General features: G+C 71.3%; 13 protein-coding genes and 2 pseudogenes. 6 read left to right on the forward strand and 9 right to left on the reverse strand.

Annotation, left to right across the window (positions count from 1 at the left end):
• A pseudogene (locus FHS87_RS23485) lies at nt 1–254 on the forward strand (hypothetical protein); the annotation flags it as partial.
• 11 nt (nt 255–265) lie between these two features.
• Here FHS87_RS23485 and FHS87_RS20915 read toward each other — a convergent pair.
• The 6 genes and pseudogenes from FHS87_RS20915 to leuC form a co-directional block, all read right to left on the reverse strand.
• The gene (locus FHS87_RS20915; RefSeq protein WP_376766449.1) at nt 266–790 is read right to left on the reverse strand and encodes a hypothetical protein; all 525 of its coding nucleotides are present in this window, start codon (nt 788–790) and stop codon (nt 266–268) included.
• A gap of 73 nt (nt 791–863) precedes the next feature.
• Nucleotides 864–1,202: pseudogene (locus FHS87_RS23985) on the reverse strand (tripartite tricarboxylate transporter substrate-binding protein); the annotation flags it as partial.
• 25 nt (nt 1,203–1,227) lie between these two features.
• Nucleotides 1,228–2,202 carry a Bug family tripartite tricarboxylate transporter substrate binding protein gene (locus FHS87_RS20925; RefSeq protein ID WP_184521263.1) on the reverse strand — a complete coding sequence of 325 codons (975 nt, stop codon included), beginning with the start codon at nt 2,200–2,202 and terminating at the stop codon, nt 1,228–1,230.
• 129 nt (nt 2,203–2,331) lie between these two features.
• A complete protein-coding gene (gene leuB, locus FHS87_RS20930) occupies nt 2,332–3,414 on the reverse strand; it encodes a 3-isopropylmalate dehydrogenase (RefSeq protein ID WP_184521264.1) in 1,083 nt (360 codons plus the stop codon).
• A 19-nt stretch (nt 3,415–3,433) separates the two neighbouring features.
• On the reverse strand, nt 3,434–4,033 hold the full coding sequence (gene leuD / locus FHS87_RS20935) for a 3-isopropylmalate dehydratase small subunit (protein ID WP_184521265.1): 600 nt from the start codon (nt 4,031–4,033) through the stop codon (nt 3,434–3,436).
• A gap of 2 nt (nt 4,034–4,035) precedes the next feature.
• Nucleotides 4,036–5,430, reverse strand: coding sequence for a 3-isopropylmalate dehydratase large subunit (leuC, locus tag FHS87_RS20940; protein ID WP_184521286.1), 1,395 nt, complete (start codon nt 5,428–5,430; stop codon nt 4,036–4,038).
• Between the two features lie 337 nt (nt 5,431–5,767).
• Here leuC and FHS87_RS20945 point away from each other — a divergent pair, with 337 nt between their 5' ends.
• The 3 genes from FHS87_RS20945 (at nt 5,768) to FHS87_RS20955 (ending at nt 9,068) form a co-directional block, all read left to right on the forward strand.
• Complete coding sequence (locus FHS87_RS20945) at nt 5,768–6,793, forward strand: LacI family DNA-binding transcriptional regulator (protein ID WP_184521266.1); 1,026 nt, start codon at nt 5,768–5,770, stop codon at nt 6,791–6,793.
• A 96-nt stretch (nt 6,794–6,889) separates the two neighbouring features.
• On the forward strand, nt 6,890–8,038 hold the full coding sequence (locus tag FHS87_RS20950; protein ID WP_184521267.1) for an iron-containing alcohol dehydrogenase: 1,149 nt from the start codon (nt 6,890–6,892) through the stop codon (nt 8,036–8,038).
• Nucleotides 8,039–8,078: 40 nt separating this feature from the next.
• On the forward strand, nt 8,079–9,068 hold the full coding sequence (locus FHS87_RS20955; RefSeq protein WP_184521268.1) for a Bug family tripartite tricarboxylate transporter substrate binding protein: 990 nt from the start codon (nt 8,079–8,081) through the stop codon (nt 9,066–9,068).
• Between the two features lie 41 nt (nt 9,069–9,109).
• Here FHS87_RS20955 and FHS87_RS20960 read toward each other — a convergent pair whose 3' ends face one another.
• Complete coding sequence (locus FHS87_RS20960) at nt 9,110–9,865, reverse strand: SDR family NAD(P)-dependent oxidoreductase (protein WP_184521269.1); 756 nt, start codon at nt 9,863–9,865, stop codon at nt 9,110–9,112.
• Between the two features lie 49 nt (nt 9,866–9,914).
• Nucleotides 9,915–10,097, reverse strand: a complete 183-nt coding sequence (locus FHS87_RS20965; protein ID WP_184521270.1) for a hypothetical protein — start codon at nt 10,095–10,097, stop codon at nt 9,915–9,917.
• A 63-nt stretch (nt 10,098–10,160) separates the two neighbouring features.
• Between FHS87_RS20965 and FHS87_RS20970 the strand changes: the two genes are divergently transcribed.
• Both FHS87_RS20970 and FHS87_RS20975 read left to right on the forward strand, forming a co-directional pair.
• On the forward strand, nt 10,161–10,763 hold the full coding sequence (locus FHS87_RS20970; RefSeq protein WP_184521271.1) for an MmgE/PrpD family protein: 603 nt from the start codon (nt 10,161–10,163) through the stop codon (nt 10,761–10,763).
• Nucleotides 10,764–10,777: 14 nt separating this feature from the next.
• Nucleotides 10,778–11,755 carry a Bug family tripartite tricarboxylate transporter substrate binding protein gene (locus FHS87_RS20975; protein ID WP_184521272.1) on the forward strand — a complete coding sequence of 326 codons (978 nt, stop codon included), beginning with the start codon at nt 10,778–10,780 and terminating at the stop codon, nt 11,753–11,755.
• A gap of 44 nt (nt 11,756–11,799) precedes the next feature.
• Here the strand turns inward: FHS87_RS20975 and FHS87_RS20980 are convergent, their stop codons facing one another.
• Nucleotides 11,800–12,633 carry an oxidoreductase gene (locus FHS87_RS20980; RefSeq protein WP_184521273.1) on the reverse strand — a complete coding sequence of 278 codons (834 nt, stop codon included), beginning with the start codon at nt 12,631–12,633 and terminating at the stop codon, nt 11,800–11,802.
• Nucleotides 12,634–12,654 lie beyond the last annotated feature (21 nt).

Consider the following 12,654-nt stretch of genomic DNA (forward strand, 5'->3'; position numbering starts at 1 on the left):
GCTCAGCTCGGACCCGGTACCGCCGAGCCGCCACCCCCGCCAGTGCCCCACAGGAACCCAGAATAGAGAGGCATCATGGAAAAACGATCGAGAACGTCTGGGAGTACCTGCGCCAGAACCTGCTCAGCCATCGCGTGTGGGACAGCTACGACGCCATCGTCGATGCCTGCTGCCACGCTTGGTCCAACCTGATGAGCACGCCAGAGCAAATCGCATCCATCACGCGCCGCTCCTGGACGCAGGTCAAAGTCTGAGGCGGTTGGTATTAGCCGTGGTTCTCGTTCAGCATCTGCCGGACGAGGTCGGCGGGATCGCGGCTGATCTGGAACAGGGAGGAGGTCCCGCGCAGCGCGAAGCCATCCGGCCCCTCCACCAGCAGGGACACCACGGTGCGCCGCACGTCGTCCAGCGAGTAGGTGTCGTCGAACAGCCGCAGGAACGGACCGATCGCGCAGGAGGCGTTGTTGTCCTTCGCCTTGCCCAGTAGCAGCGCGGACCGCCCCTCCACGTCGCGCAGGTTGACGTCGTTGCCGAGGCTGGCGCCGACGATCGCTCCGCCGGACGACACCGCGAGCACCACCTCCGGCTCCGGGTTGTTCCAGTCCGTGACCGGGTGCAGCCCGGCATCCAGGCCGGTCCCGACCGCCGAGAGTACCGGCGCCTTGGCCCCCGCCTCGCGAATGGCGACCACCGACGGGCGCTCCAGCGCCGGTCGCCAGATCCGCCCGGCCAGGACGCCGGCGGCACCGTCGTCGGGCAAGGTCCGCGCGGCGGTCAGGGGGAAGGGCATGGCGTTCCTCGGGCGTGTCGGGGCCGTTGGTTGGGTTGAACGGAACATCGCCCACAGTTAGGCGCATGTCGCGCTCGGTGTCGTAGGGCGCCGGCTGCATCATCAGCGGTGCCACCACCTGGGTGCTGAAAGCGCCCATCACCATCGTCAGCCCGTCCGGCCTCGCCCGGGCTGCCGCGGCGCCGGCCAGGGTTCCGCCGGCGCCGACGCGGTTCTCCACGGCTACCGGCTGCCCCAGCTCCTCCTGCAGCGGCCCCGCCAGGATGCGGGCGATGATGTCGATGCCGCCGCCGGGGGCGAAGCCGCAGAGCATCGTGACCGGGCGGACGGGCGACCAGGCCTCCTGCGCGCGGGCTCCGGCGGCGAGGGGCAGCAGGGGCGCGGCCCCCAGCAGGGTCCGTCGTTTCAGCATGGGGCGCTTCCTCCTCGGCGGCCGCTCAACTGATGGTGATCTTGGCGGCACGGATGACCTCGGCCACCACCTGCCCCTGCCGGGCCAGGAACGCGCGGAATGCGGCCTCGCCCTGGGCGACGACCTCCGTGCCCAGCGGGGCCAGGCGCTGGAACACGCCCGGGCGGCGCGCAGCCTCCATCACGGCGGCCTCCATCCGCTGCAGGATGGGCCGGGGCACGCCCGCGGGCACGAAGAGGCCGTTCCAGTCGTTCATGTCGAAGCCGGGCAGCCCGGCCTCCGCGAGGGTCGGCGCGTCCGGGTAGCTGGCGCTGCGCTGCAGGCCGGTCATGGCCAGCACCCGCGCTTGCCCGCCCTCCACTGGGGGACGGACGGAGGAGGTGGTGATGATCGCCGCGTCCAGCGTTCCGCTCGCGAGGTCGCGCGCGGCATCCGCGCCGCCGCGATAGGGCGAGTGCAGCAGGCGGATCCCGGCGCGCTGCTGCAGCAGCTCCCCCGCCAGGTGCCCCATGCCCGCGGTGGGCGGGGTGCCGTAGCTGATCGATCCGGGGTTCCGCCGTGCCTGGTCGAGGAACTCGGCGATGGTCCTGGCCGGGAAGGGCGTCTTGACCGCCACCACCTGCGGAAAGATCACCAGCTGGGACACGGGGATGAAGGCGGTCGCGTAGTTGAAGGGCAGGTCCCGCATCAGGATCGGGTTGGTCAGCTGGTTGGCGGCATCCACCAGAAGGGTGTAGCCGTCCGCCGGGGACTGCAGCGTCGCCGACGCCGCGATCAGCGCATTGCCCCCGGTGCGGTTCTCGATGACGACGCTCTGGCCGAGGATCTCCGCCAGCACCGCGCCATAGGCCCGCGCCGCCGTATCGGCCGCGCCGCCCGCCGCGAAGGAGACGATGAGGCGGACCGGGCGCGCCGGCCATTCCTGCCCGAAGGCCGCCGTTCCCAGGAAGGGTGTCGCCAGGGCAGCGCCCAGCGCCGCGCGCCGTCGGATCTGTGTCATGGAACCTCCTCCGGGTGACGCGCCCCGGTGTTCCGGGGTCGCGCGGGTGGCCAACGGGCCATCAGGGACGCTCCTGGCGGCCAACGGGCCGCCGGGGACGCTCATGCGGCCAACAGGCCGCCGAGGACGCTAGTGGCGGGAACGGGCGATCGCGGCGGCGACGGCATCGCCCATCTCCTCCGTGCCGACCTGCCGGCTCCCGGGCTCGGCGATGTCGGCGGTGCGGTAGCCCTCGGCGAGGACGTGCCGCACGGCCGTCTCCACCGCCGCGGCCTCCGCCTCCATCCCGAAGGACAGCCGCAGCATCAGCGCGGATGACATGATGGAGGCGAGCGGGTTCGCGAGGTCCCGCCCCGCGATATCCGGCGCCGAGCCGTGCACCGGCTCGTAGAGCCCGCGCCCGCCCTCGCCCAGCGAGGCGGAGGGCAGCATCCCCAGCGACCCCGTCAGCATGGCCGCAGCGTCGGACAGGATATCGCCGAAGATGTTGCCGGTGACGATCACGTCGAAGTCCCGCGGCCGCCGGATCAGGTGCATCGAGGCCGCGTCGACATAGAGATGCGTCAGCTCGACATCCGGGTAGTCGCGGCCGACCTCCGTCATCACCTCCCGCCACAGCGCCATGGTCTCCAGCACGTTGGCCTTGTCGACTGAGCAGACCTTGCGCCGGCGCAGCCGCGCCGCGCGGAAGGCCGCGTGCCCGACGCGGCGGATCTCCGATTCCGTGTAGCGCATGGTGTTGATGCCGACCCGCTCGCCGGTCCGGTCGTCGCGGTGCACGCCGCGCGGGGTGCCGAAGTAAATGTCGCCGGTCAGCTCGCGCAGCACCATCAGGTCCACGCCCTCGATCACGTCGCGCCGCAGCGTCGAGGCGCCGATCAGCTCCGGAAAGGCAGTGACGGGCCGGTAGTTGGCGTATAGGTCGAGCGACTTGCGCAGCCGCAGCAGGCCATGGCCGCCGCGCTTCTCGGGCGGCAGCAGGTCACTCTCATAGGTGCCGGCGGCGCCGAACAGGATGGCGTCCGCCCCCCGCGCCGCCTCCAGCGTTGCCTCCGGCAGCGGGTCGCCATGCACGGCCAGCGCCGCGTCGCCGATCAGCCCCTCTGTCATTTCGAATCCCGGGCCGTTGGCGGTGACGGCGCGGAGCGCCTTGACGGCCTGGGCGGTGACTTCGTTGCCGATGCCGTCGCCGGGCAGCACGAGAATCTTCATCGGTTCTTCCTGGGTTGCTTCAGCGGTTGTGCCGGCCGTAGCGGCTCATGAAGGCATCGATCTCCGGCGCCAGCGCCGCCGTGTAGTCGAGCTCGTCGAGGCCGTTCAGCAGGCAGTGGCGGGAGAAAGGGTCGACCTCGAACGGGTGCCGCGAGCCGTCGGGAAGGGTGACCACCTGCGCTTCCAGGTCCACCGCCACCCGGGCGCCGGGCTCCGCCTGCAGATGCGCCAGCAGGCCGGTGACCACCTCGCCCGGCAGCACCACCGGCAACAGCCCGTTCTTCAGGCTGTTGGCGAAGAAGATGTCGCCGAAGCTGGGCGCGATCGTGGCGCGGAACCCGTGGTCGTACAGCGCCCACACGGCCGTCTCGCGCGACGACCCGCAGGCGAAGTTGCGATCGGCGACGAGGATGCGCGCCGCTGCGTAGGCCGGGCGGTTCAGCACGAAGTCCGGGTCCTGCCGCCCGTCCGCGCCGCGCCGGATGTCGTGGAACAGGTAGTCCCCGTGGTTGTCGCTGCGGGGCTTGTGCAGGAAGCGCGCGGGGGTGATCTGGTCGGTGTCCACATTGGCCCGCGCCATTGGCGCCGCCACGGCCTCCAGCCGGGAGAAGGCCTCCATGCTCAGGCCGCCCCGAACCGGCGGAGATCAGTCAGATGGCCGGCGACCGCCGCCGCCGCCGCCATGGCCGGCCCCATCAGATGCGTCCGCGCCCCCGGCCCCTGCCGCCCCATGAAGTTGCGGTTCGATGTGGAGGCGCAGCGCTCGCCCGGCGCCGCGATCTCCCCGTTCGTGCCGAGGCACATCGAGCACCCGGCCTGGCGCCACTGGAACCCCGCCCCGGTGAAGACGTCGTGCAACCCTTCGGCCTCGGCCTGGGCGCGCACGAGCCCGGAGCCCGGAACCACCCAGCCCCGCACCCCCGGCGCCACGCGGCGGCCGCGCAGCACGGCGGCGGCGGCGCGCAGGTCCTCGATCCGCCCGTTGGTGCAGGACCCGATGAAGACCCGGTCCACCGGGATCCCGTCCAGCCGCGCGCCCGGCTCCAGGCCCATATAGGCGAGGGCGCGCTCCAGGGCCGCGCGGCGCTCGGGATCCTCGACCGCCGCTGGGTCGGGAACCTGGCCACCGATCGGCGCGGCGTCCTCGGGGCTGGTGCCCCAGGTCACCATGGGCTCGATCGAGGCGGCGTCGATGGCGATCTCGCGGTCGAAGACGGCGCCAGGATCGCTGGGCAGGCGGCGCCACTCCGCCAGCGCCGTGTCCCACGCAACGCCCTTCGGGGCATAGGGCCGGCCGGCGAGATAGGCGTAGGTGGTCTCGTCGGGGGCCACCATGCCGGCCCGCGCCCCGGCCTCGATCGACATGTTGCACAGCGTGAGCCGGGCCTCCATCGAAAGGCCGCGGATGGCCTCCCCGGCATACTCGACCACATGGCCCGTGGCGCCCGCGGTGCCGATGCGCGCGATGATAGCCAGCGCGACGTCCTTGGCGCCGACGCCCTCGGCCAGGACCCCGTCCAGCGTGATCCGCATGGTGCGCGGCCGGCGCTGCCACAGCGTCTGGGTCGCCAGCACATGCGTCGTCTCGGTCATGCCGACGCCGAAGGCCAGGGCGCCCAACGCGCCGTGGGTGGAGGTGTGGCTGTCGGCGCAGACGATCAGCAGGCCCGGCTGGCTCAGCCCCTCCTCCGGCCCCACGACATGGACGATCCCCTGGCGACGGTCCTCCAGGCCGAACAAGGTGATCCCGTGCCCGGCAGCGTTACGCGTCAGCGCCTCCACCATGCCGCGGTGCTCCGCGTCGGGGATCGCCGCCACGTCGCGGTGGTCGGTCGGCACATAGTGGTCGGGCATCGCGAAGATGCGCTCCGGCGCGCGGGGCGCCAGCTTGCGCTGCCTCAGGGCGGCGAAGGCCGGGGCCGTCCCGTCATGCACGAGATGGCAGTCGATGAAGAGCAGGACCTGGCCGTCGTCGCGTTCGAGGATCCTGTGCCGGTCCCAGATCTTCTCCAGCATCGTGCGGGGGCGCTCGAGTGCGTCGCTCACGCCGGCACCCGGTCGAAAGGGGCCGGACAGGCCGGTGCGCGTGGCCGGGACATGCTTCGCTTTCCTCCGGGGGCCGTCCTGACCGGACAACCCTCATTGCGGCGACACTAGATCGGCGCCGAACGGGCCGTCCAGAAGAAATTGCACACGGTAGCATTATCCCACGACCGATCGACGCCTGTTTATCCGGCTCGAAATCGTGGCTAAGGCGTTCGAGCGCGGGGATAGTGGCCGAAATGCTGCACACGATAGCATCCGGCCGGCGCGCCTTCCAGACCGGACGGCGGGCGGTCTATGGTCGCGCCCGATGGCCAAGCCGCCCGCCCCCCCTCCAGGCCCCGCCACGGTCCGCACCATCTCACGCCTGGCCGGGGTGGCCGCCTCCACCGTCTCCCGCGCGCTGAAGCAGGATCCCCGCGTCGCGCCCGAAACCCGGAGACGCATCGCCGAACTGGCGCTGCAGGCCGGCTACACGCCGAACGCCTTCGCCCGCACGCTGTCCGGCGGCCGCAGCGGGCTCGTCGGGCTGATCGTCGGCCCCCTCCAGAACCCCTTCTACGCGGAGCTCCTGGCCGAGGCCGTCGCCCAGGCCGCCGCGCTGGACCTGCGGCTGCTGCTCGTCCATGCCGGCGCCGGCCCGATCGAGGACCGCACCTCGCAGGCGCTCCTGCAGTACCAGGTGGATGGCTGCCTCATCGCCTCGGCGGAGCTGTCGTCCCGGGCGGCGGCGGTCTGCGCGGCCCGCGGGGTGCCGATCGTCATGGTCAACCGGGTGGCGCGCCTGCATGCCAGCGCCGTCGCCTGCGACAATCTGGGCGGCGGCGCCGACTTGGCGGCCTTCCTGCTGGCGGGCCGCCACAAGCGCTTCGGACTCGTGCTGGGCACGCAGGGCACCTCCACCAGCGACGACCGGGAGCGCGGCTTTATCACCGCGCTGGCCGGGGCGGGGATGCAGCCGGTCTTCAGCACCGCGGGCAACTCGACCTATGAGGGCGGGCACGCGGCGGCCGGGCGGATCGCGGCCATGTCCAGGGCCAGGCGTCCGGACGCGGTCTTCGCGATCAACGACATCATGGCCATGGGCCTGCTGGACGGGCTGCGGGAGGCGGGGCTGCAGGTGCCGCAGGACATCTCGGTCGTCGGCTTCGACGACATCCCCGCGGCCGCGCGGGCCTGCTACGGCCTGACGACCGTCGCCCAGCCGATGACGATGATGCTGCAGCGCGGCCTCAGCCTGCTGACCGGGCGCATCGCCAGCGGCAACCTGCCCGACGAGACCGTGATCCTCCGGGGGCAGCTGGTGGTCCGGGGCTCGGCCCGCCGGCCCCCGTGAGGACCGGATCCCCCGCCCTTCCGGCGCGCGCCCGCGGCGGTGTCGTCCTCGCCACCGCCGCCGCACGTCCATCCCGATCCCAACCGGAGGAAACCGATGATCCAGAGCTTCCAGTGCCCCACGACCATCCATCTCGGCCTCGGCGCGCATGAGCGGATCGGCGACATCCTCAGCACGCTGGCCAGCGACAACCTGTTTATCTGCGTCGATGCGGCCGTGCGCGGCAGCGAGATCATGGCGCGCATCGAGACGGCCCTGCGCGGCCGCTCGACCACCTACGGCGCCTTCTCCGAAATTGAGCCCGACCCGAGCGACACCACGGTGGAGCGCGCCTTCGCGCAATGCTCGGGCCAGGGCGCGACCGCGATCCTGGCGCTCGGCGGCGGCAGCACCATCGACGTCGCCAAGGCCGTCGGCATCCTGATGACGAATGGCGGCCGCATCCACGACTACGAGGGGATCGAGAAGTACAAGGTCCCGCCCTTGCCCCTCGTCGCCATCCCCACCACGGCCGGCACGGGCTCGGAGGTCTCGGGCTCCTGCGTGATCACGGACACGCGGCGGCACCTCAAGATGTCGATCCGGCACGCCTCGCTGAACCCCGCCCGCTTCGCCATCCTGGACCCGATCGCCCTGCGGACCATGCCGGCGCATGTCGCCATGCACTCGGGCATGGATGCCTTCGTCCACGCCTTCGAATCCTACGTGGCGCGCGGCGCGAGCCCCCTCACGGACGCGCTGAACCTGCACGCGATCGAGCTCATCGCGGGCAGCATCCGCGCCTTCGTGGCGGACCGGTCGGACGCGCAGGCCGGCCTAGCCATGCTCTGCGGCTCGGCGCTGGCGGGCATGGCCTTCGGGCAGACGGGGCTGGGCAACGTGCACTGCCTCGCCCGCTTCGTGGGAGCCTACTTCCACCTCTCGCACGGCCTCTCGAACGCGGTCTGCCTGCCGCATGTCGCGGCCTTCAACCGCCCCGCCGCCGTCCGGCGCTATGCCCGCCTCGCCCCCTTGCTCGGCGGCGGGTTGGCGGGCACGGAGGAGGAGGCCTCGCACGAGACCGTGCGGCTGATCCGGGAGCTCTGCCGCGACCTGGACGTGCCCGCGCAGCTCCGCGACGTCGGGGGGCGCGCCGAGCTGTTCGGCGAGATGGCCGACCTCTGCCTCGAGGCGGGCTACAACCGTTGGAATCCGCGCGAGACCACCCGGCAGGACTTTCTGGAGCTGCTCGAATCCGCCTTCTAAAATGATCCGACAAAGAAAAAAATCTGAAGGAAAAGCCCAAGTGACATCCCTACATCGCCGCACCGTCCTCGGCCTGGCCGGCGCCCTGCCCGCTCTCTCCGTGGCAAGGGCCTTCCCCGATCGCGCCATCACCCTGGCCACCGGCTACGCGCCCGGCGGATCGACCGACATCGCCTCCCGCATCCTGGCGGACCGGCTGCCATCAATCCTCGGGTCCGGGGCGCGGGTGGTGGTGGAGAACCGCCCCGGCGCGGGCGGAATCGTCGCCGCCGAGTGGCTGAAGCGGCAGGAGCCGGACGGGCACACCCTTGCGCTCGTCGAGACGGCGTCGCACGCCGTTATCCCTGCGGCGATGACGGGCGGGACGCGCTACAACCCCCTCACGGACTTCACGGTGCTGGCCATCGTGGGCACCTCCCCGCTGGTGCTGACCGTCACCAACGATCTGCCGGCCCGCTCGGTGCAGGAGGTGGTAGCCCTTCTCCGCCAGGGGCCAGCCGACAGGCTGAGCTACGCCACCTCCGGGGTGGGCACGATGCCCCACCTGGCGTCAGAGATGCTGGCACTCACGCTCAACACCCGCTTCGTCCACGTGCCCTATCGCAGCGGCGGCCAAATGATGCAGGCCATCTTCCAGAAGGACTGCCAGTTCGGCATGCCGACCCTGCCCTCCGCCGCCGGGCCGGTGCGCGACGGGCTGGTCCGTGGCGTCGCGGTCACCGGCAGCCGCCGCTTCCCCTCCTTCCCCGACCTACCAACGCTGGAGGAGGGCGGCGTGACCGGATACGACCTGCCCTACTGGAACCTGATCGTCGGTCCGGCCGGCATGGCGCCGGCGCTCGTGGAGCGCCTCAACGGCGCGCTGCAGGCGGCCCTGGCGGACCCGGCGGTCAAGGCCCGGCTCCTGACCGCCGGGCTGGAGGCGTGGAGCGGCCCGAACGGCCCCGCCGACGGGCGCGCCTTCCTGGAGGCGGAGGTGATCCGCTACCGCCGCATCGTCGAGCGGACCGGCGTGCGCCTGGAGGCCTGACAGGACACCGGCTTCCTGAACCTCGCCGGGGGCGGCGCGCCTCAGCACATGAAGGCGCCGCCGTTCACGTCGAGGCAGGTGCCGGTGATGAACGCCGCCCCGGGCGAGGCGAGGAAGGCGACGACCGCGCCGATCTCCTCCGGCGAGGCCGCCCGCCCGACCGGTGTGCGCGCCTGGATGCTTGCCTGGATCTCCGGGCTGACCGCGGCGATCAGCTTCGTCGCCACCAGCCCTGGTGCGATCGCATTGGCGGTGACGCCAAAAGGCGAGAACTCCGTGGCGATTGCCCGGGTGAGCCCGAGGATCGCGGCCTTGGAGGTGGCGTAGGCGGCACTGGCTTGGTGCGGGTTCGTCCGCCCGGCGCGGGAGGACATGTTGACCACTCGGCCCCAACCGCCGTCCCGCATGGCCGGCACGAACTGACGGGCGAGACGCATGGGCGCGGTCACGTTGATCCGCATGACCAGGTCCCATTCGTCGTCGCTCATCCCACCCAGGGTCGCGGACTGCCAGGCGTGCTTGGGCGAAACGGCGGCGTTGTTGACAAGGATGGATGCCGTTCCCCAGTGGCCGAGCAGCAGGTCCTGCAGACGGGCGGGCGTGTCGGGATCGCCGATATCGGCGGGGATGGCGAGCACCTGGCCGGAGGGCAATGTCTGGGCCGCCTCCTCCAGGCCGGCACGGTCCACATCCACCATGGCCACGCAATGCCCGGCCTCCACCAGCTTGGCGCTCACCGCAAGCCCGATGCCGCGCGCCGCCCCGGTGACGAGCGCGATCCGCGGTTGGTCCGTCATGTTCGCTGCTCCTCGCCGGGTTGCCGGGCGGCGCCCGCGCCGCCGGATCTCATTGCGTCGTAAGCCCGGCCGCCTGGATCAGGCCGCGGTAACGGTCAATGTCGGTGCGGACGAGATCCGCGAAGGCGTCCGACGCCAGAGGCGCAGTGCGGAAACCGGCCCTCAAAAGGCCTTCGCGCAGCGCGGCGTCCTTAAGGCAGGCCTCCAGCGCACTCCCGATCCGCTCGATCACCGCCGACGGTGTTCGGCGCGGCACCATGGCACGGAGTGGGAGACGCTCGAGGTCGGCTTCAAGATGTACCCCACGGTGACGAGCATCCACACAGCGCTCGACTCCCTGCGCGGCATCATGTCGCAGCACGGGCTGCGACACGCCGACATCGCCTCGGTCGAGGTGGGCTGCGGGCACATGACGCATGTGCACACCGCCTGGCCCTATCGCCCGGAGGGGATCACCTCGGCCCAGATGAACCTGTTCTTCGGCCTGGGCCTGATCGCGACCGGCGGGAGCGTCGGGGCCGGCGACTTCACCGAGGCCAGGCTGCGCGACCCGCTGATCCTGGACTTCATCCGGCGGGTCAGCGCGCACGAGGACGCGGAGCTGGAGGCGATGGGCCCGGAATACCGGCACGCCTGCCGGATGGTGGTGACGACGCGGGACGGGCGCCGCCTGCCGCATGAGGAGCTGAGGCGGCGGGGCAGCCCGGAGAACCCCGTCACCTTCGCCGAGCTGGAGGCGAAGTTCCGCGCTAACCTGGCGGGGCTGCTCTCGGAGGGCGAGATGCGGACCGTCGTGGACGCCGTGGGCGACTTCGAGACGCTGCGGGACGTCGGCCCTGTCGTCGCCGTGCTCTCCAAGCCCCGCCCGCACGCGCCGTCGCGGCGCGACGCGGCCTGAGCCGGGAGGGCGCCATGACCGTGCTGACACGGCGGGAGGCGGCGCTCGGCCTCGCTCTCGCGGCGATCGCCCGCCCCGCTCCGGCGCAGGAGGGATGGCCACGGCACAGCATCACCATCCTCGTGCCCGCCGCGGCGGGGGGCGCGACGGACATCATCGCCCGCATCGTCGCGGCCCGGCTCCAGCGCTCGCTCGGCGTACCCGTCGTCATCGATAACCGGGGCGGCGCCGGCGGCTCCTTGGCGACCGAGGCGGGCGCGGCCGCGTCGCCGGACGGCTACGTCCTCACCATGGGGCAGCTCGGCACCCTCGCCGTAAGCCCCAACCTCTACCCGAAGATCCGCTACGATCCGGTGCGAGACTTCGCGCCGGTCGCGCTCGTGGCGCAGGTGCCGATGGTGCTCGTGGTGCACCCGTCGCTCGGCGCGCAGCACCTGCGGGGCTTGATCGAGAGGGCGCGCGCCGCGCCCAGGGCCATCGAGTACGGCTCCGCCGGCGTCGGAGCCATCACGCATATTGGCATGGTGGCCTTCGAAGAAGCTGCGGGGATCAAATTGCTCCACGTCCCGTTCCGCGGCTCCGGCGCGCTGCTGCCCCTCCTCCTCTCCGGCGAGATAAAGGCGGCCTTTGCGGGCACGCCCTCCATGCTGCCCCATATCCGGGAGGGCCGGTTGATCGCGCTCGGCATTTCCTCTCCGGCGCGCCTCGCGGCACTGCCGGAGGTCCCCGCGATGGCCGAGGTCCTGCCCGGCTTCGACGTAATGCAGTGGTACGGGCTGGTCGCGCCGAAGCGCACGCCGAAGCCGATCCTGGATCGCCTGACCGAAGCGACCAACGAAGCCGTCGCCTCCCCGGAGATGGCCGAGCGCCTCGCGGAGGAGGGAGCCGTGCCGGAGGTGCGGACCCCCGAGGAGTTCTCCGCCCTTATCGCGTCGGAACTGCGAAGATGGGGCGAGGTAGTGCGGCGGAACAATTTGCAACCTGATGGGTGACTTCGGCAGGCGATCACAGGAGTGGGACTGGCAGCCGCGAACGCTCAGGCGTCGGGATAGTCGGCGCTGAGGGTCACGTGTTCCCAGGCATTGATTTCACGGGTTAGTGTGGTCAAGTGCTTGCGAACCGCTTCCAACCCGGGCTTGCCTAGGATCAGGTGCAGCGGTGGCTCCGGGTCGCCGGCAGCGGCTATGATCGCCTCGGCCGCACGGCGTGGATCGCCAGGCTGCTGGCCATTCGTCGCTGCGAAGGTCTGAAGCCGCGCGTGCACCGTGTCCCGATAAGCCGAAATGAAGTGCTTCGACGTTCTGAGAGAGGGGCCCTGCCATTCAGTGCGGAACGGCCCAGGTAGCACGGCGGTCACTTTCACGCCGAGTGGCGCCATCTCTTTAGAAAGCGCCTCAGAGAAGCCGATGACGGCGAACTTCGTTCCCGCGTAGAAGGCGGATCCGGGATTGCCGATCATGCCGCCAGTCGAGGAGATGTTGATGATGTGCCCAGACCCGCGCCGTCGCATGGCTGGCAGCACGGCGCGAGTTAGCGCCATCAGGCCGAAGAGGTTGGTTTCGTACAGGGCCCGGTAGGCATCCTCCTCCGCCTCCTCGACGGCGGCGATGTAGCCGTAGCCCGCATTGTTGACGAGGACGTCGATCCCGCCGAACGCTTCCTCCCCGGCCTTCACCGCTGCGCCAATGTCGCCGCGATCCGTGACGTCGAGCTTCGTCGCGTGCGCGTTCGGATGCCCGGCGACCAGTGCCTCAAGGCTCTCGGGTCGCCGGGCCGTCGCGATGACATTCTCTCCGCGCGCGATCAGGTGTTCCGCGAGCGCCCAGCCTAGCCCCTTGGAGCAGCCTGTAATCAACCAGCTTCGTGCCATGGTGTCGTTGCCCTTATCCTG

This window comes from Muricoccus pecuniae, from assembly GCF_014199205.1.
GTDB classification, from domain to species: domain Bacteria; phylum Pseudomonadota; class Alphaproteobacteria; order Acetobacterales; family Acetobacteraceae; genus Roseomonas; species Roseomonas pecuniae.

Bases quoted from the DNA above. Each gene is read 5' to 3' on its own strand.
- FHS87_RS20970 (WP_184521271.1), top strand. From the start codon at position 10,161: ATGTACCCCACGGTGACGAGCATCCACACAGCGCTCGACTCCCTGCGC.
- FHS87_RS20960 (WP_184521269.1), bottom strand. From the start codon at position 9,865: ATGACGGACCAACCGCGGATCGCGCTCGTCACCGGGGCGGCGCGCGGC.
- FHS87_RS20945 (WP_184521266.1), top strand. From the start codon at position 5,768: ATGGCCAAGCCGCCCGCCCCCCCTCCAGGCCCCGCCACGGTCCGCACC.
- FHS87_RS20980 (WP_184521273.1), bottom strand. From the start codon at position 12,633: ATGGCACGAAGCTGGTTGATTACAGGCTGCTCCAAGGGGCTAGGCTGG.
- FHS87_RS20925 (WP_184521263.1), bottom strand. From the start codon at position 2,202: ATGACACAGATCCGACGGCGCGCGGCGCTGGGCGCTGCCCTGGCGACA.
- leuC (WP_184521286.1), bottom strand. From the start codon at position 5,430: ATGCTGGAGAAGATCTGGGACCGGCACAGGATCCTCGAACGCGACGAC.
- FHS87_RS20975 (WP_184521272.1), top strand. From the start codon at position 10,778: ATGACCGTGCTGACACGGCGGGAGGCGGCGCTCGGCCTCGCTCTCGCG.
- FHS87_RS20950 (WP_184521267.1), top strand. From the start codon at position 6,890: ATGATCCAGAGCTTCCAGTGCCCCACGACCATCCATCTCGGCCTCGGC.
- leuB (WP_184521264.1), bottom strand. From the start codon at position 3,414: ATGAAGATTCTCGTGCTGCCCGGCGACGGCATCGGCAACGAAGTCACC.
- FHS87_RS20915 (WP_376766449.1), bottom strand. From the start codon at position 790: ATGCCCTTCCCCCTGACCGCCGCGCGGACCTTGCCCGACGACGGTGCC.
- leuD (WP_184521265.1), bottom strand. From the start codon at position 4,033: ATGGAGGCCTTCTCCCGGCTGGAGGCCGTGGCGGCGCCAATGGCGCGG.